At 43.8% G+C, this 19,488-nt stretch carries 8 protein-coding genes and 1 tRNA gene; 1 reads left to right on the top strand and 8 read right to left on the bottom strand.

All coding sequences use genetic code 11. The features are described 5' to 3' along the window. Positions 1-186: 186 nt before the first annotated feature. The 7 genes from AC59IL_RS29095 to AC59IL_RS29125 form a co-directional block, all read right to left on the bottom strand. The gene (locus AC59IL_RS29095) at positions 187-2,040 is read right to left on the bottom strand and encodes a T9SS type A sorting domain-containing protein (RefSeq protein WP_496555752.1); all 1,854 of its coding nucleotides are present in this window, start codon (positions 2,038-2,040) and stop codon (positions 187-189) included. A 347-nt stretch (positions 2,041-2,387) separates the two neighbouring features. After that, positions 2,388-4,976, bottom strand: a complete 2,589-nt coding sequence (xyl3A, locus tag AC59IL_RS29100; RefSeq protein ID WP_496555753.1) for a xylan 1,4-beta-xylosidase — start codon at positions 4,974-4,976, stop codon at positions 2,388-2,390. A gap of 82 nt (positions 4,977-5,058) precedes the next feature. Further along, positions 5,059-6,591, bottom strand: coding sequence for an alpha-L-arabinofuranosidase family protein (locus AC59IL_RS29105; protein WP_496555754.1), 1,533 nt, complete (start codon positions 6,589-6,591; stop codon positions 5,059-5,061). Positions 6,592-6,626: 35 nt separating this feature from the next. Next, positions 6,627-7,973 carry a family 43 glycosylhydrolase gene (locus AC59IL_RS29110; RefSeq protein ID WP_496555755.1) on the bottom strand — a complete coding sequence of 449 codons (1,347 nt, stop codon included), beginning with the start codon at positions 7,971-7,973 and terminating at the stop codon, positions 6,627-6,629. Positions 7,974-8,156: 183 nt separating this feature from the next. Beyond that, positions 8,157-9,338, bottom strand: a complete 1,182-nt coding sequence (locus AC59IL_RS29115) for an alpha/beta hydrolase-fold protein (protein ID WP_496555756.1) — start codon at positions 9,336-9,338, stop codon at positions 8,157-8,159. Positions 9,339-9,366: 28 nt separating this feature from the next. Beyond that, a complete protein-coding gene (locus AC59IL_RS29120; RefSeq protein WP_496555757.1) occupies positions 9,367-11,157 on the bottom strand; it encodes a RagB/SusD family nutrient uptake outer membrane protein in 1,791 nt (596 codons plus the stop codon). 20 nt (positions 11,158-11,177) lie between these two features. Next, positions 11,178-14,363: a SusC/RagA family TonB-linked outer membrane protein gene (locus AC59IL_RS29125; RefSeq protein ID WP_496555758.1), complete on the bottom strand. Its 3,186-nt coding sequence runs from the start codon at positions 14,361-14,363 to the stop codon at positions 11,178-11,180. A gap of 387 nt (positions 14,364-14,750) precedes the next feature. On the opposite strand from AC59IL_RS29125, the gene AC59IL_RS29130 reads away from it, so the two are divergent. Continuing rightward, positions 14,751-18,878: a hybrid sensor histidine kinase/response regulator transcription factor gene (locus AC59IL_RS29130; RefSeq protein ID WP_496555759.1), complete on the top strand. Its 4,128-nt coding sequence runs from the start codon at positions 14,751-14,753 to the stop codon at positions 18,876-18,878. A 305-nt stretch (positions 18,879-19,183) separates the two neighbouring features. On the opposite strand, the gene AC59IL_RS29135 is transcribed toward AC59IL_RS29130, so the two are convergent. Next, positions 19,184-19,270 (bottom strand) — tRNA-Ser (locus tag AC59IL_RS29135). Positions 19,271-19,488: the final 218 nt, after the last annotated feature.

Consider the following 19,488-nt stretch of genomic DNA (forward strand, 5'->3'; position numbering starts at 1 on the left):
CTTGAAACATAAAAGCCTTCAAATCCAACGACTTGAAGGCTTTCTCAATTTTTGCGAGCTGTAGGTTACAACTTTGGATTTCTACAATGAGTATTTGATAAAGATTCAACCATCAACCATCAACCTGAAAAAGACATATGTGTCGGTGATGGGGATTGTCGAACAAAAAGGTTATTTCAAATAAAACTATTGTTTTAAGAATGGCAGCATGAAGGACTGCCCCCCGCCCCGGATACGGACAAAATACGATCCGGCGGGAAGCCTGCTGACCGATAGGTTTGACCCGTTGAGCTTAGAAATTGAGTAGTTCGCCAGCACCTGTCCGGTGACAGAAACAAGATCGATATTCCTGGCTTCATTGATGCCTGGTGCGCTGATGTGCAGGATATCCTTCGTTGGGATAGGATAAAGGGTCACTGGACGGGCAGTTTCGCTGAATGTCAGCATGTCGATCGGTGAGTACGAGATATCACCCGCAGCATTGACCATCGCAAGCCTGTAGTAATTGACGCCCTGAAAAGGTGCATTATCTGTATAACTATAGTTGTCAGCGGAAGAGTTATTATCGGCGGCAGCCACAGTACCTATCGAAGTGAATCGGAGTCCTTCAGCGGAGTGTTGAAGGGTGAAATAGCCCCGACCGAATTCCGGGCCAACGGTCCACTTCGCCAGGGCGGCATTGGGCAACAGCTTTGTCATCGAAAAATTCTTTAGCGTGATGGGAAGGGCGATGAGTGGACTATAGATGATGGTATAGTATCCATTGGGCAGATTGGTGGCATTTACCACAAATGACACCGAATTGCCGGAGACATTACTTGAAACAGTGGGCACCAGTTTATTCGTCCCGGACCCGAATGTTCCGTCCGACGGGTTATACAGGAGCGAGAAAGAATTAGCAGGATTTGGAGAGGAGCCGTTGTAATCATTAAAATTGAAAGTCAGGGTGATATTTCCAGCGCTGTTACCACCGGACAGTTGCACGTACCAGGACCTGTTCCACACATACGTGTTGACGGGCACATTATTCAGGGTTGGATTGTAGTTGACCGTATTGCTCTGGGCATTGTGTGCTGCCATGGCGTAGCCAGCGGATCCCAGAAAATCCGATGCGGTTGAACCACTGCTAAGCCCAAGCCCGTCTGTAGAGCCAGCCACATCGGCCAAAAAATTATCGCTGCCGCTGTTACCAATACCTACGAGGTTTTTATTGTAGGTGGTGCTTGTCGGTGGGGTGAATTTCGGATAGCCGTCGAATCTGGGGAGCAATCCGGTCAATCCCCATTCCGAGGCCTGATAATTTTCCAGCAATATTCTTTGCGTGGTGTTGGGAGTGCCACTGTAGACTATCAACTCGTACACCGGATCATTGTATTGCATCCCCCGGTTCGAAAATGTATTACTAATGGAATAGGTGGCGTTGGTGGCGCTCCCGGCTTCATCTACCAGGATGTGAGTGGTATAAAAGGTGCCCAGGGTTTGCAAGCCATTTAACCACAGGGCGGCATAACCCCCCGGGTAATAATTATAGCCCCAGTCTTGTTGATTAGGACCCATCGTATAGTTCACGTTGGTATTCGAGCCATCCTGGTTAAGCCGGACGCTGTAGTCTGTGAGAGCGGGGGAAGAGAAAAGGTAATTGTAGCCGAACCCATTGATGGCCCGGGTGCTGACGACGGTTTGGTAGGCCCCGGTCGGCCCTGTCAGGTACTGGCCCTCGGTCGTAAAAATGAGCGCACCAAATCCATTCAACTGACCGGTCCAGTACACCGGCTGGATGCTGCCGTCGGATTGACTGGCATCAGCCCCTCTTCCGCTCTTATCTTTCCAGGTGGCAACGGAATTTCCATTGGCAGCCTGTGTACCCGCAGTGGTCAGCAGGGTGGTGGAATCCGCGGCAGTCAGCCACAGTTGAAGGTTTCCGTTACCAAGGCCCGCCGGGTAATAACTTTGCGCATTGGCAGATAGCGTAAGGAAAACTGTCCCGGAGTATAGGCATGTTTTGGCAAGGGGACGAAAGAAAGTGTACAGGTTTGTCATGGATATCGTTTTATATAAGGGTAAGGAGCATGGCACCCTAAACGAAGCGTTCTCTAAAATTATTACTGTTTTTAAAGTCGAAATAATTGGATGTTATTTTAAACATATATGCACACACGTAAAACTTCGATATATTAAATGTTTAAATTATTATATAAATTTATTATAGAGTTTTTTCTACTGGCGGGCTGTAGGTTACAACTTTCGAACCGGTTTGTGTCGGACTTTAATAAAATTGTAGATTTTTATAATGAGTACTTGATAAGGATTCAAATGGTAACATAAAAAAGAAATATGGGTCGGTGCTACCGCTAAAACATGCTATTGCCAAAAGCGGAACTGACGCCTTACCGGACCGTCAATTCTGTCATTTTCAAGTTCTCATCCGCAGAACTATTCCCATACCATACTGTATATTTTCCGGGGATAACCCTCATTTGAAATTTTTGGTCATCATAAAATTCAAACGCGGTATATGGAAGTGTTATGGTAGCAGTAGCGGTTTTTCCGGCCGCTACAGGCACCCGCTTAAATCCACGCAGGGTCTTCAAAGGCCCATTCGCATCATCTGCACGCCGGAGGTATACCTGTATTATTTCCGTTCCATCACGCTTGCCTGTATTTGAGACAGGAACATTTAGCGTTACAGCGCCGTTTGTCTCCACTGTGCTGCTGCTGACACTTGCGTTGCCGATAGTAAAACTGGTATAGCTTAGCCCATAACCAAAGGGGAAAAGCGCATCCGACATAAAACGGTAGGTTCTTCCTTTCATAGAATAATCCTGGAAATCAGGTAACTGGTCTGAGCTCTTGTAAAATGTAACAGCAAGTTTGCCGGAAGGATTATAATCGCCGAATAATACATCAGCTATAGCCTGGCCTCCTGACTCGCCTCCATACCAAGCCTGGAGGATCGCATCACAATATTCTGTTTCCTGCGACAATGCAATGGCTGAACCCGAACAATTGACAAATATTAATTTTTTACCGGCAGCTTTTAATGCCTTCAGGCAATTGCGCTGTACTTCGGGTAAGTCGATATTCGTCCGGTCGCCTCCTTTGAAACCGGGATAGTTCACCGGCATTTCCTCTCCTTCCAGCAAGGTTGAAAGACCACCGGCAAATACTACTACATCAGCCCCTTTTAATTTATTGATAAGATCTGTAAAATCTATATCCACTTCTTTTCCAAAATCAAATTCGAGATTTGCCTGCCAGTTGTTCAGCTGCCCGTATTTGATCACAATATCATACTTCTTTCCCTGCTCCACATTGAAGGCGACCCTTGAAGGAAGCGTGCGCCAGTTATTGTGTCTCGCCAGCGAAACACCGTTCACCAATAATTCAAAGCGGCCGGTAGCACCGCATTTGAAAACGATCTCTTCTGTTTTCGGGGCTACGAATTCAGTTTCATATTGCGCGGCAAAATCAACCAGCTTTACCCCGGGCGCGAATTCATGATCACCGGCGGTAGTTATTTTTAAAGGGTTTGAAATATGGTTCGTGGCAACAATATCACCTTTCATATCACGATTGTTCCAGTAAGTAGCTTTAAATCCCGCTTTACCATCCATCGATGTTTTTGAAAAATAGCTTTGTGTCACCTTGTTCTCCACCAGATCGCAGGCCTTATCATATACTACCGCATTTTCGGCCAGCTTCGACTTTATGCCCTGCAGAATGGTTATTGTTCTGATTGGTGTGCCGTTATAATTCCCCCATAGCATGGATGCATTGTCAGCATTCGGCCCAATTACAGCGATCTTTTTTCCCGATTTGCTTATCGGCAATATATTATTCTTATTCTGCAGCAGCGTCATCGACTCGCGTGCCATGGTAAGTGCAATATTCCTATGATGATCATTATTCAATATCGAAGGCGGGATCTTAGTCCATGGCACTAAAGCATCATCATCCATCTCGCCCAGGTCAAACCGACCTGTTAATATCCGCACCAAATGTTTATCGATTTCTTTTTCTGTAACCAGGCCCCTTGCAACGGCATTGGGAAGGTTTGCAAAAGCATAACCAGCCCACACGCATTCAACATCGGTGCCGGCCAAAGTGGCCTTCGCTGAAGCATGCACGCCATCGGATGAAACTTTATGACTGGTATAAAAATCAGTAACCGCGCCGCAATCCGAAACAACTAAGTATTTAAAACCCCAGTCCTCCCGCAAAATGGTTTGCATTAAAAGATTGTTACCGCAGCAGGGTTCATCATCCAACCGCTGGTAAGCACACATTACTTCCCGCACATCACCCTGCCGGACCAATGATTTGAACGCAGGCAGATAGGTTTCCCACAGGTCGCGGGGGTTAACGTTATTCAGGTTCAGTACATGGCGGCTCCACTCGGGACCCGAATGAACGGCATAATGCTTGGCACAGGCAAGGAGTTTCCGGTATTTTGCATCGGCAGGCCCCTGTAGCCCTTTAACTACAGACACGCCCATGCGCGAAGTGAGGTAAGGGTCCTCCCCATACGTTTCCTGCCCTCGTCCCCATCTTGGATCACGAAAGATATTGATATTAGGCGTCCACACGGAAAGACTGTGAAACCGGCTATTGTCTATTCCTCTCATTTGCGCCTGGTTATATTTGGCCCTCACTTCATCGGAAGTAGCGTTGAAAACCTCGAAGACCAGGGAGTCGTCGAAAGAAGCCGCCATTCCAATAGGTTCGGGAAAAACCGTCACGCTGTCATTGTTGGCGAAGCCATGCAGGGCTTCACTCCACCAGTTGAATTTTTTTATACCCAGGCGTTGTATGGCAGGAGACTGGTCACGCATAAGGGAAGCCTTTTCTTCAAGCGTTAATCGCGAAATAAGATCGCGTACTCTTTGTTCAGTGGTAAGGTTGGGATCCTGGTAAGGTAGTTTTTGGGCAACACATACTGTTGATACAAACAAAATTGATATCAATGAAAGCTTCATGATTGATAGATTTAAAACATTGCCGGGCTTTTACACCCGACAACATGTACAAACGCTACATATGAAAAAATATAAATACCGGCTATTTCTCTTTTACGTTCACCTTTATTTGCGTAAATGAATGCGCGGCAAAACTATAAGTGATTTTATTATTGTTAACGGGCACCTCCTTTGTTACAGGTAAATACTGGTCTTTTTTATCGAATGTAAAGGAGTCTGTCAAAGAAGTACTATTCACTACGCTCGCTTCTGCTTTCCCGCCAAAGTAGCCAGAAGTACTCAATATGTCAGTAGTAATTGCTTTATCCTGGTGCCTGTTCACCACATTAATAAATACGGTATGTGATTCTTTTGAATAAACAGCTGTAACATCCAGGTAGGGAATGCCTTTATATTTTTCAGTACCGAACGTATCGCAAGCCACATAGGTATCAATTGTATTCCCACGGCAGTTGTTCGAGAATAGCCTGAACGTATAAAATAAAGGCGATTTAAAAGTACCGTTTTTAGGATCGGATGATAACAGGCTGGTCAGCATCGTAAAATTGCCCATTTTAACTACGTCTGCATGCCGGATAAAAGAATTCAAAGATTGTGCGATGGGTAACACAGAACGGAAGTTTCTTCCGAAAGACCCCCACTCATCCACGGAAATATAAATGGGGTTTTTAAAGTTATTCATAGACCTTTCGGTTTCTATTTCATTCGCAACGACCTTAATCTTCTCTTCAAAATCCATAGCACTCTGACCCATAAAGGCGTAATAGTCGGTAGCATTTTCCCAATACCGGTGTATGGAAAGGTAACTGATCATATCTCCCAACTTTGAAAGTACTTTGCGATTCCAGTCAACCCACGATCCATTATTACTATACCACGATGAGCCGGAAGCCACCAACTTTATAGTGCCGTCGACAGCTTTCATAGCCTTGGCAGCCTCCCGGGCAATATTTCCATATTCCTCCGCATTTTTATGGCCCAGTTCCCAGGGAGCACCATCAACTTCATTGCCAAGATCCCAGATCTTTACATTGTAAGGAGCCGGGTGACCATTTTTTGCGCGCATATCGGAATAATAAGTACCGCTTTTATAATTGCAGTACTCCACCCAGTACACCGCATCCTGGATATTTGCAAGACCGAGATTGACGCATACTACATTTTCACTCCCGATAGCTTTATTCAATTGCATCCATTCATCTGTGCCTACATGATTATTGTCTACCCCTCCCCATGCCAGGTTGATGCGGGTAGGGCGTTGGTTTTTCGGACCGATCCCATCCTGCCAGTTGTATCCCATTAAAAAGTTTCCGCCGGGCCAGCGCATATTAGTTATATTTAGCTCCTTCATAGCATCCAGGTAGTCCTTCCTGAAACCATTTTCATCGGCAAGCGGAGATGAAGGATCGTATAAATTTCCGTAGAGCGTATTGAACTCAACGGAATCGGGCAAGCCCATCCGCCTTCCGTTAAAATGGATGGGCTCCATAAATACGCCATAAATTTTAGGATCAATTTCTCCAATGGTTCTTTCAATGTCAATTTTAATTTTCGCTGTTTGTGCCTGCATTATACAGGGAAACAGGTACAATAAACTGCCAAGCATTTTTTTCATACAGATCGTTTTATTAAGTTGCTTTGTTGTTCCAATTATTCAAACTTTATCCAGTCTAAAGACAATGGAGTATTACCTTTCGAAATCACAAAAATGTTTTGAATACCGGTTGTAACCTGCGATACAGGTGTTTTTATAGTTTTCCAGTCGCTGCTTCCTGCAATTTTAATATTGGCGATAAGTGGGCCGGTAATATTTCCGCTATGAATTTCGAGCATGTTTACTCCTTCAGTCATCACTTTTACCAGTATTGATCTGAACGGGCTCTTACCGAAATCAACACTGTTGTATTGTACCCATGCACCGGGTTCAGTGAAGACCGTTTTCCAGCCTTTGAACCTGTCTGCGGTATCAAGAAAAGAAATAAAAGCACCCTGGTCGCTTATCGCTGAATACCTGTCTACCTGGATTTCGCTGCTTGCATCGGTGAGGCCGATACCCCTTAAAGTCGGAACTACTTTTTTTATGGTGCCATCATTATTAAAGGTGAGGCTATCTGCTCTTATTGACCTTGCTTTATCAAATTGGGGTGAATAGTCGTTATGGTGATAGAACAGGTACCACTGGTTTTTGAATTGAATAACAGAATGATGATTCGTCCAGCAGCCGGTAGGGGATTCATCCATTATAACGCCCGTCATTTTAAACGGCCCCAATGGACTATTACCCATTGCATATTCCAGTCTTTCAATTTTATTTTCTACATGTGGAAAGGTGAGATAATAGAGCCCATTTCGTTCGAAGAGATAGGGTCCTTCTTTCAGCCCTTTAACCGGAAGATCCTGTAATATGACCGGATCAGATGCCAGCTCCAGCATATTATCTTTCAGCTTTGCCGCAAAAATATTTCCCTGCGACCAAAAGAGATATGCCTGGCCATCTTTGTCAATAAATACGTTAGGGTCAATTCCATGTACATTTTTGATCGGTGTTGGCTGGGGTATGAATGGCCCCCAGGGTTTATCAGCCACTGCCACACCAATGGTAAATCCCCTTCCATATATAGAATCCGGGATGGCAGGAAAATAAAAATAATATTTTCCATCCCTGTAAATGCAATCAGGCGCCCACATACTGTATCCGTCAGGCTTTGCCCATGGTACGGTTGTTTGGCTCACTACAATACCATTATCTTTCCATTCAGTAAGATTTTTTGAAGCGAAGACGTGATAATCCTCCATGCAAAACCATCCGATGCGTCCGTGGCCGGTCGTGGCAAGAATATCATGTGATGGAAATACATAAACACTATCGCCGAAAACACGGGCCGAAGGGTCTGCGGAATACATATTCCTGATAAGCGGATTCTGGGCGACGGCACAATGAGCCAAAAATATCATTAAGAATATTGTAAATACTTTTTTATACAGGATTTTTTCCATAACCATCACTATACTATTTAAAAAGTAATTGTGCGAAATTGTACAAATTGTTACTCCATACCGGCCATGCACGTCCGCCACTGATGTAGTTGTAAAGCTAACATTGCCCCTGATTTGTGGATAGCACAAATGAGGGAATTTATGGCACAAATGTTCTTCCGTATTAAAATTGGATCGGGTGTATTATCTGAATAACCTTGGCGCAAAATCATTGAGTGCCCTGCGCCATGTGAGCCATTCGTGGGCAGTACCCTTTGATTCGTAATACACCAGGTTTTTTATACCGTGGTTTTTCAATGTCTCGTATGTCTCTTTTGCCCCCTGGCCTTCTTCAGTACCAATGCTGATAAACAACAGTTTCATCATTTTATTAAATGCCGCTGCATCTTTAAATGCGCCGTTATAGGCTGTTTCAACAGTAACAGGTGGTGCTTTAGGATTAAAAGGATTGGAGCCAAAGCGACCTGAGCCGCTAAAACCGCCCATCCATGCAAATTTGTCCATATGGTTCAGCACTGCATTCCATGTTTGAGCACCACCTCTTGATAATCCGGCCATAGCCCTGTGGTCACGGTCAGCATAAGTACGAAAGGTTTTATCGATGTAAGGAATAAGGTCTTTGATCAGAATATCAGTTATATCACCTGATGCTTTACGAACATCTGAATTTGTTTTGATGTCCCCGCTGGGCATTACAACAATCATTGGAACGACTTTTCCACCTGCAATTAAGCCATCCATGATATTAGCCATGTGCCCCTGGACCGACCAACCGTTTTCATCCTCGCCCCAACCGTGGACAAGAAAAAGCACGGGGTATTTTTTCTTTGGCTTTTGTTCATATTCAGCCGGCACATAGACATTAATATGACGCTCTAATCCATTAACGTCAGACCAGTGGTAAAGGGAATGAACTTCTCCATGTGGGATGTTCTTATTAAACCTGTAATAATCTCCTTCAGCGCCTTCAGGAACTTCAATACCTGCTGACTCCCAGTTACTGCCAAAATAGGCCTGGCTGCCCCTATCCATTACCGGAACACTGTCTATCATAATTGCATAATAATGGAAACCTACCACCAGCGGGTCTGTTGTGTACCACCAGACCCCTTTATCATCTTTTGTCATGGCGTGTTTTCCACTCAACTGCAGCGTTACATTTTGTGCATAGGGCGCCACGACCCTGAACATCGCCTTGCGGGTTTCAGGATTAACGGCAGGATACTCTGATAAAAATGTGTTAGTTGATGCGGGTTTAAACCCAGGAGGAAGCGGCTGCTCCTGGTTGTTTTGAATACCAGCAAACTGTCCTGATACAATGAAATGTATCAGGACAGCCATCAGAATAAGAGAAACCTTTTTCATAATCTGTAGATTAAATAATATATAAGAATTAGTAGCCGGGAGTTTGCACCAGTTGAGGATTCTGAGCAAGAGCATCCTGCGGGATCGGATGCATATACTGTTTTAGTTTGAATCCATGCGGGTGATTTAAACCTACCGGAGTATATGTCCATACACCGCTGTTGTTGGCGGGTACGGTATTCACAATCTTCATTCCATGCAAATCAACAGTCAATACCTGGTCTGCAATTTTCCAACGGAGAATATCCTGGAATCGTTTGTTTTCAAAGCACAGTTCAACCCTTCTTTCCTGATGAATGGCATCACGCATTTGGCTCTGGGTTAATCCTCCGGGTAAATCAGGCAGACTTACACGATTTCTGATTGCATTAATGGCATTGTATACAGAAGCATCCGGGCCTGTTGCCTCATTTTGCGCCTCAGCATACCCTAACAGCACTTCTGCATACCGGAAATAAATATAGTTGGCGCCGCTCAGGCCTGTGGCAGGGCGATACTTTGGATTTAACTTCTTTTTGAAATAATACCCTGTATTGCTCACATCTGTGCTCGCAAAATCTATTTGATTCAGCGATGGCCTTACCTGGTCAATGCGGGTGTAAATGGTATCCTGTGCAGGCATCCAGTCCATTTTATAAGGAGCTCCGTCATAAACGATCCATTTATAGAATCTGCGTTCCCTGCCCACATAAGGATGTTGGGGATCATAGCCCGAAGCAGGGTCGGTTATAGGCTTACCATTTGCCATGAAGAATTGATCTACCAGTTCCTGTGTTGGGTTATAGTTGCCCCAGGTATAGTAAGAGCCGAGAATATAAACAGGTCCGCCATATTGCTCATAATTAGATCCCTTGACATTGGAAACATATTGCCTGTCCCAGATCACTTCCTGGTTATATTTGCTGCCCTCAAACCAAAGCGTGGAATCCTCGGGGAAAAGATTGTATTGTTGTCCTCCGCCCCAATCATCGATGAATTTTTTAAACGAAGCAGCAGCAGTTGCCCAACGGCTTACATCTGCATTGCCGAACCCGGCGATGTGATTGGGATCAGGGCCTCCCGGGTAAGTTGAGGAATTGAATGTAGGGCTTGCGGCCACTAACTGCAAATAAGCCTTTAACATTAAAGCAGCACCAAGTGTGGCTCTGCCGGCATCGGGGTTACCCTTGTTATATTTAACAGCAAGGTATTTGTTATTAAGTATCGTATCCAATGTTGATGTTAAAAAATTGAGCGTTTCTGCATAAGTGCTTCTTTTTACAAATAATTCGGCTGTATCTGTACGTGACTGGGGGCTGTAAATAAGAGGCACACCTCCCCAATTCAGGAAAAGAAAGCTGTAGTGAAAGGCCCTGTTAAACCGGGCTTCATCAATTCGTTTATTGAACCAGGCTTCAGCATAAATGCTTTTATGAGCAGTAACCTGTTGAATAAACGTATTGCATTTGCGGATAGAAGTATAAAGAGCGGGCCAGTTATACCTGCTGATAGTACCAATTCCGGTAGCTCCTCCACCAAAAAGATTATAATTGTTAGAAGCAGGATCAAGGTTCCCATCTTTATATTTCCATGAATCGTAATAAAACCCCGCATCATTATCATCGGTAAAATTGTCAAGGTTTTCCGGCTGGGAGTACATGTCAGGCAACTGGTCATAAACATCATTTAAAAAAATATCAGCATTGGATTCAGATGCCCACTGTGTATTATCGTCCAGACTTGTTTTCTGCTGGTTTTCCAGGTTTTTGTCACAGGAAAACAAACCCAGCAACCCCATTATTACACAACAGTATAAAACATATATTATTACTGGTTTCATCTTTTTTTAATTTTTAGATTTTAGAAGGAAGTATTAAAGCCAACAAGAAATACCTTCTGAAGAGGATAACCCTGTTCACCTGTTGTTTCAGGGTCTGTAAATTTCAGCTTACCAAATGTCAATATATTCTGGCCGGTTACATAGAACCGCAAATTCTTCATTCTGAGAATGGAACTTATTTTTGACGGAACTGTATAACCCAGCGACGCCGTCTTTAATCTTAAATACGAACTGCTTACATACCAGAAGTCTGAACTTTGTCCATTGTTGTTGGTAGGCGCAGAATAGGCTCTTGGGTATTTTGAGTTCTGCCGGTCAGGCGTCCACCTGTTATTGTAGTATTCGTAAGAAGAATTACTATTATTGTTAAAGCCGGCAACTGTCATAAAGCCATAGACATTAAAGCTTGACATTCCTGAACCCTGGAATAACATAGAAAAATCGAATCCCTTCCAGCTGGCGTTTACATTTATACCATATATAATGGCTGGTGTTTGGGGTTTGCCGATGACTGTTTCATCATAAGAGTCAATCTTTCCGTCTGGCACTCCATTGGGGCCGCTTATATCAGCATACTTAATATCACCCGGACGTATCGTACCAAATTGAGTGACATTATAGCCATCTGCAGCAGTAATAAAACCGTCGCCGTTTTTATCGTCGGCAGTAGTAAATAAACCAAGCGCGTGGTAGCCGAACACCGTATTGTAGGGGCGCCCGGTCCTGCTGCGCCCCGGATCATTCCTGGTTACTGCTGTCTCATACATCTGTATTACTTTGTTCTTTGCATAAGTAAAGTTTCCGTCAAGTGATACCTGCAAGCCATTATTAAATTTTTTCGTAGTACCAACTGTTAATTCAATACCATGGTTGTCCATAATCCCCGCATTTTGCTGAGCAAGTTGAAGTCCGTATTCCTGTGGTACAATAACGTTAGGCGACAGCAACATACCTGTTCTTCTTTCATAGAAATAATCGGCCTCCAATCGTAAAAGACCTTTCCAAAGATTTGCTTCAACAGCGACATCCGTTTTTTTACTTATTTCCCAGGTGATATTTGGGTTATTTTCAATTTGTACATAAGAACCCTGAACAAGGGAGCCGTCGCCAAAAGAGTAGGCATTTCCTCTAAGGGGATAGGTGTTGAGATATTGGAACCCGGTACTGGTAAGATTTCCGGATTTACCCCATGATGCCCTGACTTTGAGATAGTCTACGAAATTTACCGATTTAAAGAATTTTTCATTGGAAATTATCCAACCCAATGAAAACGCAGGAAGGTAAACCCATCTTTTACCGGGGGCAAAATAATAGTGCCCGTCATATCTGCCGGATGCCTCGGCCAGGAATCGTCTGTCATAAGCATAGCTGGCCCGGTAAACATAACCAACCTGGCTGCCGGTACCGGATCCGCCTCCAAGATCAAAATCGTTTCTATTGGAACTACCCAACGAAAGTTCATCGATATTTACCGCGAAATTGTTTACCCTGGATCTGAAATCAAACTCTTTATTGCTTCTCAGTTCCGCAACTGCCAAACCGGTAATATCATGCTTTCCAAACGTATTATGATAATTAACGTAACCCTGCCAGGTGATGGTATTGTTTTGCCAGTATTGCTCGTTCAGCCATGTATAAGTTGTAGCACTGCTTTCCTGGGTAGAATAAGCAGGAGTATAAGTGTAAGGAGTAGTAGAAGTATTCTGCGTCCAGTAAATAAATGGCACATGCCATTGTTTTTGAACATAATTATAGGGATCATAACTAAATGCGCCCTTTACACTAAGTCCTTTTATAAAGGGAAGCTTCTGCTCCAGGGCAATGGTACTCAGCATATTGTTTGTATATTGACGGAAATAACCGTCTGAGTGTGTTACTCCCAGTGGAGCATTACCTGAACTTTCACCCCATAAGCCGTTCGTGAACTTAAGAGGAGCAACAGGAATAAACTTATAAACGCCCCTGAACAACTGGCTTGTGCCATCGTCAACATCAGAAGTTTTTTGTACAGCGCCGTTTAAAGAGAAAGATGCCAATGTGGTGGGTGTTATGTTTACATCAATATTCACATTATAATTGTACCGCTCATAACCTGACTTTTTGAACATCCCATTCTGTTTAAAGTAGCCGAGGCCGGCATAATACCTCACGTTCTGGGAACCGCCGCGAACCTGGAAATTGCTTTGGTAAATGGGGGAATGCTTTATAACCACATCATTCAATCCGTCTGATATAGGGTATAGGTCGGGGTTCTTCGCATGGTTTTGAACGTAGGAATCAATATACGACTGGCTATATGTTGGGTTTGTTCCACCTGGATTTTCAGTTAAATAAGCCTCCAGTTTCAGCTTCATATAATCTACCGCACTCAGCATCTTCGGCAAATAAGTTGATTGCTGATCACCGTAATATCCCCCAAAACTTAAGGTCGGTAGGCCGGAAATCCCTCTTTTTGTTGTAATAAGAATAACACCGTTGGCGCCCCCCAATCCATAGGGAGCAACCGCAGCGGCATCTTTTAAAACAGTTACACTTTCGATGTTATTGGGGTCTACTTCATTGATATTATTACGGATCACGCCATCTACAACAATCAGGGGAGTAGTATTATACGTGACCCCGTTGACCGTGGTACCCATGGTGGCAACACCCCTGACGTACAGCGTAGCATTATCTGCACCGGGTCTGCCACCATTTGAACGCGTAATGATCCCGGTAGCCCTCCCGGCAAGCGAATTCGAAATGTTAGCATCAGGCACCGCGACAAGCTGTTCGCCTTTTACCCTGGCAACGGCTGATGTAGAAAGCTGTTTTCGTTGGGTACCGTAACCAATCACTATTACATCTTCCAATGAATTAATACCAGGGGTAAGCTCTACGGTAATATCAGGTGCTCCGGCCCTTACTGAAACCTCTTTGGATTGAAAACCAACATAGGAAACAACCAGAACGGCTGATTTTTGCTGGATGGTAATGCTGAAGCTTCCGTCGGCGCCGGTAGTAGTCGCATTTGGATACCCTTTTTGTATAACCGATGCTCCCTGGAGCCCGCTACCTTTACCATCTACCACTTTTCCGTTTACAGTAAAAGCGACGGGCGACGGCGGGAGGTTTCTGTTACCGGAATCATTGGCAAACGAGGTTATCCGGCTCATTATAAAAACAAGAAAAAACCATAGTTTGATATGGCAGTCAATTCGTTTCATATAGCAGCGTTTTTTGGTTAATAATGAAGGATTTTCACCGGATACGGTATTCGTAACGGTTGTGCAGATGCGCTTAATGACAGCAGAAATGAATAAATAGTATAATATAAACACGAGGGGGTGGCAGCGGGAATAATCCCGGACCGGTAAATTTCTTCATAATGGCAGTTTTTAGGTTGTTGCAATACTTCAACTTGCTGAAGTGATTGTAAAGCAATCGTTAGTAAATGAGTCGCCAGGAATAATTATCATCCTGACATTTGTATAAAGTTCGCTAAGTTTACAGTGGATGAAGGGGACTTTTGTAGAATATCCTGACAATAATGTTTGATTGTCTTGTCATTTGTACAATTAATCGGAAATTGCAGGTAAGCGATTGCATCAAATATGCCTGGAATAAAATATATACCGTTAGTTGCCCTTTGGCTGCTTGCTTTAACAGGATATACCCAGCCCAGGCATATCAATTTTACCTCTATCACGGCAAGGGATGGACTATTGTCGAATACCATTTTTGCCATATTAAAGGACCGGTATGGCCTGATGTGGTTCGCAACCACTGATGGATTAAATAAGTACGATGGCACCAATTTTACTGTTTACCGGAATAATACAGACGATAGCACCAGTTTGCGGGCCAACGAAGTATTGTCTTTACACGAAGACAAGGCGGGCAACTTATGGGTAGGCACCGGCGGGGGTGGTATGAGCCTTTACAACAGGCAAAAAAATACATTCAGGCATTTTACCTTCAATAATACAGAATTAGACTCCAACGCTGTTATCAAGAGCATTTGCAGCGATTACAGGGGCAGGCTGTGGATAGCGCCATACGCAAGCTTATATGTAATGGATACCGCCTCCGGAACCATATCGCAGATAAAGCTTCCGGATGCCAGGGGCAATCCCGTTAAAACAGTTGTGGAATGTATTTTTGAAGACAGTAAACACAGGATATGGATTGGTACGGAAAATGGCCTGTTCGGGTATACCATAGAAGCTAATACATTCAGGCGTTTTTTACACCAGGAAGGAAACCCGTTCAGCCTGGCACATGATCATGTACGAGCCATAGCGGAAGATAGATCAGGAGCCATCTGGATAGGGACCGTTAACGGCCTGTGCAAATTGCAGCCGGATGAGCAGCATTTTGTTACTTACAGGAATATACCCGGCGATGAAGCATCACTCAGCGATAATAGAGTGAGTTGTATAGAGGCAGATAATGACGGTCTTTTGTGGGTGGGAACCTTGAATGGCATAAATGCCTTCAATATCGCCACGGGGAAAGCGTCAACATATACTACTGAGGACGGAGATATTTTCAGCTTAACCGGCAAGGCGATCAGTTGCTCGTATTTTGACAAAGACGGCATTTACTGGTTTGGCACTTTCCTGCGCGGTATCAATAAATATGATAAGAACATCAACCTTTTTGGTCTGAAACTCACCAGTACTTTCTATAAAAAAGGGGGACCGCCCCCTATGATAACCAATTTCGCTGAAAACGCGCGTGGAAATGCCTATGTGGCAACTTTTGATGGAGGATTGTACGAATTAGACTATAGAACCGGCCAGGTCCGGCACACAGCTATTCGGCTAAATGAGAAAACGGTGCAACCTTTTACTATCATGGCGCTGCATATGTCGCATGAAAACCGGTTGTATATCGGGACATATGGAAAGGGAGTAATCATATTGAATACCAAAACCGGCAAAGCCGAACAGGTAAGATTTGAGAATGCTTCTGGTAACCAATACAGCAATGACATTTACTGTATCGGGGAGGACAGTAAAAGCAATATTTGGGCGGGCACGAATGGTGCAGGTATCCATGTTATACATGACAATAAAGTAATTGTTACATACAGCCCCACCCCTTTGGGGCCAAATGAACGTCTTTTGCCGATCAACGGCTATATAAGGGCTATTACAGAAGATGCTGATAAAAATATCTGGATTGGTACTCATGGGGGCGGACTGGCAGTATATCACCCTGTTAGTGAAACCTGGACGATCTATAACCAGGGCAACAGCCAACTACCCTGCAACAAAATACAATCATTATTAAGCGACAGCCGGGGAATGATGTGGGTAGGTACGGATGGCGGAGGATTATCCCTGTTCAACAAACAAAAAAAACAATTTATACGCTTCACGGAAAAGGATGGATTACAAAACACGACAATCTATCAAATCGTGGAAGATCTGCATGGGCAGTTATGGCTGAGCACCAATACCGGCATCAGCAGCATGGATCCCGCTTCTCATAAGTTCAGGAATTTTACAAGTTATAATGGTGTACAGAATAGCAACTTCGTTCATGGATCGGGCATACGATTGTCAGGGGGCGAAATACTGTTTGGAGGCCTGGAAGGGATTAACTATTTCAACCCTGCGGCACTTACCATTAACCACAATGTCCCGAAGGTTCTTTTAACCGACCTGAAAATATCAAACAAATCGGTGAATGCAGGAAATGACGCACCTATTAAAGAAGACATTTCGATAGCCAAAGAGATCAGGCTGGATTACAAACAAAATTTTGCGCTGAGCTTTGTCGCGCTGAACTATACCCTGGCAAAACAAAACTTATACGCTTATAAATTAGAAGGATTTGAAAAGGACTGGAATTATACAGGAACGAATAATACAGCTTCATATATCAACCTGGATCCCGGCACTTATATATTCCGCGTAAAAGCAAGCAATAATGACGGCATATGGAATAGCGATGAATCCCAAATAAAAATTTATGTTAGACCACCTTTCTGGCGCACTACCGCTGCCTACATTGTTTACATCCTGGCTATTAGTGGCCTGTTATTATATAGCCGCTACAGAACAATGACTGCACTTCGAAAAAAATTGATACTGGAACAGGAACAACAGCAGGTGAAACGCCTGCAGGAGCTGGACCGCCAGAAGCTGAAGTTCCTTACTAACCTAAGTCATGATTTCAGAACGCCCATTTCACTGATCTCGGGTCCGATAGAACAGTTAATTGATGGAGAAAAAACCAATTCGAAGCTGGACAAGCTTCATATGATCAGGCGGAATGCAAAAAGGCTATTAAACCTGGCGAACCAACTGCTTGATTTCAGGAAGATGGAAGAGCAGGAACTGACATTACAACTTTCAAAAGGAGAGCTCATTTCTTTTGTCAAAGACGTGTCGGAATCTTTTAAGGATTTATCGGAGAGAAAACACATTAATTTTTCTTTCAGCAGCACTGTTCCGCGACTGGGCGCCATGTTCGATCATGATAAAATTGAACGGATACTATTCAATTTACTTTCCAATGCTTTTAAATTCACACTGGAAGGAGGCAGTATCAGCGTGGCTTTGGAGAGTTCTCCCACCCCGTGTACTGATAAGAGTGAGTGGATAACGCTGAAAGTGATGGATTCGGGAATAGGTATTCCGAAAGAAGCACTGGACAGGATCTATGATCGCTTTTTTCAAAATGATTCTTCTGCGGCTATACTTAATTATGGCACGGGCATAGGCCTGTCAATAACAAAGGAATTCGTAAAAATACATGGCGGAATGATTGATGTCGAAAGCGAGCCGGGCAATGGCAGCACTTTTACTATTCATATTCCTATGGTTATTGCTACAGAAACGGCCGATGCGCTGCAACCATCAACGCCAGTGGAAGAGAAAGCGTTATCATGCAAAAATGCAAACCAAAAAGAGAACAGGAAAGTATTACCCATGATCCTGCTGGTAGAAGACAGCGAAGATTTCAGGTTTTATTTAAACGACAACCTTCAGGATAATTATACGGTAATTGAGGCTGCAAATGGAAAGGAGGGCTGGCAGAAAGCACTGGCTCATCATCCGCAGTTGATCGTAAGTGACATAAGCATGCCTGAAGTAAACGGAATTGACATGGTCAATAAATTAAAGGCGGATAAAAGGACCAGTCATATCCCTGTTATATTACTTACTGCATTAACCGATCAACAGCAACAGATCAAAGGTCTTGAGACCGGCGCCAATGACTATATTACAAAGCCGTTTGATTTCGAAGTGCTCAATGCCAAAATAAAGAGCCTTCTCGAATTGAATAGTGCCATGAAAAGCACTTATGCCAAACAAATTACCCTCAAAGCACCGGATGTCAGGATCGATTCATCGGACGAAGCATTGCTACAGGAAATAGTGCTTTTTATTGAGCAGAACATCACGAGCCCAGAGCTTTCCGTAGAAGGATTAAGCAAGCAGCTTGGCATGAGCAGAAGCACTTTATACGCGAAATTGCTACAGATTGCAGGCCAGACTCCGATAGAATATATTCGCTCTTTCAAGCTGAAAAGGGCAGCCATATTAATGGAGAAAAGCAATATGACCATCGCCGAGATAGCATACCAGGTGGGGTTTACAACACCCAACTATTTTGCACGATCATTCAAGCAAAAATTCGGTATGCAGCCATCTGAATACGTTGCCAGTAAGAGAAAAGAAAATCCGAGTGATAATAAGAAGATACATACACAGGAACCACAATAAAAGTCGGTAGAAAATCCCTGGAAGTTACATAACCGTAAAAAGCATTAGCATACCAATTAAAGCAAAAAGCCTGCAAATCATTGATTTTGCAGGCTTTATTACTTTAAGTTTATCTCAATTAACTGAGGCTGGCGGAAAGAGAGGGATTGCCTACAGCGATCCATTGAAGGGAGGCATCAAACAAAAAGCAAGGGTGCCGCACTTTGTGCGTCATTTTTTATTCCCGTTCGCTTTACCGGGCAAGCCCGGTACGCTTCCGGAAATAAAAAATGCCCCCTATCGGGAGCACCCTTACTTTTTGTTTGCGGAAAGAGAGGGATTCGAACCCTCGGTACAGTTGCCCGTACAACGGTTTTCGAGACCGTCCCATTCGACCGCTCTGGCATCTTTCCAAAAAGGGGTTGCAAATTAATCGATTCCGGTTAACCGGCAAAAGATTCCTTGAAAAGTAAAACAGCGGCAACTTAGTAATCAACGGCTTGTACAGTTGTGACCCGGCGGGTTTTTGTATTTTTCAATCTTATTACCTGAATCCGTAGTCCCTTTCCGTTCTTCCGGGATCGCATATGCGTTCAATAAGGCTATCGTAAAAAAGTTTAATAAGGCGTTT

It is taken from the genome of Niastella sp. sgz303648 (genome assembly GCF_059587045.1).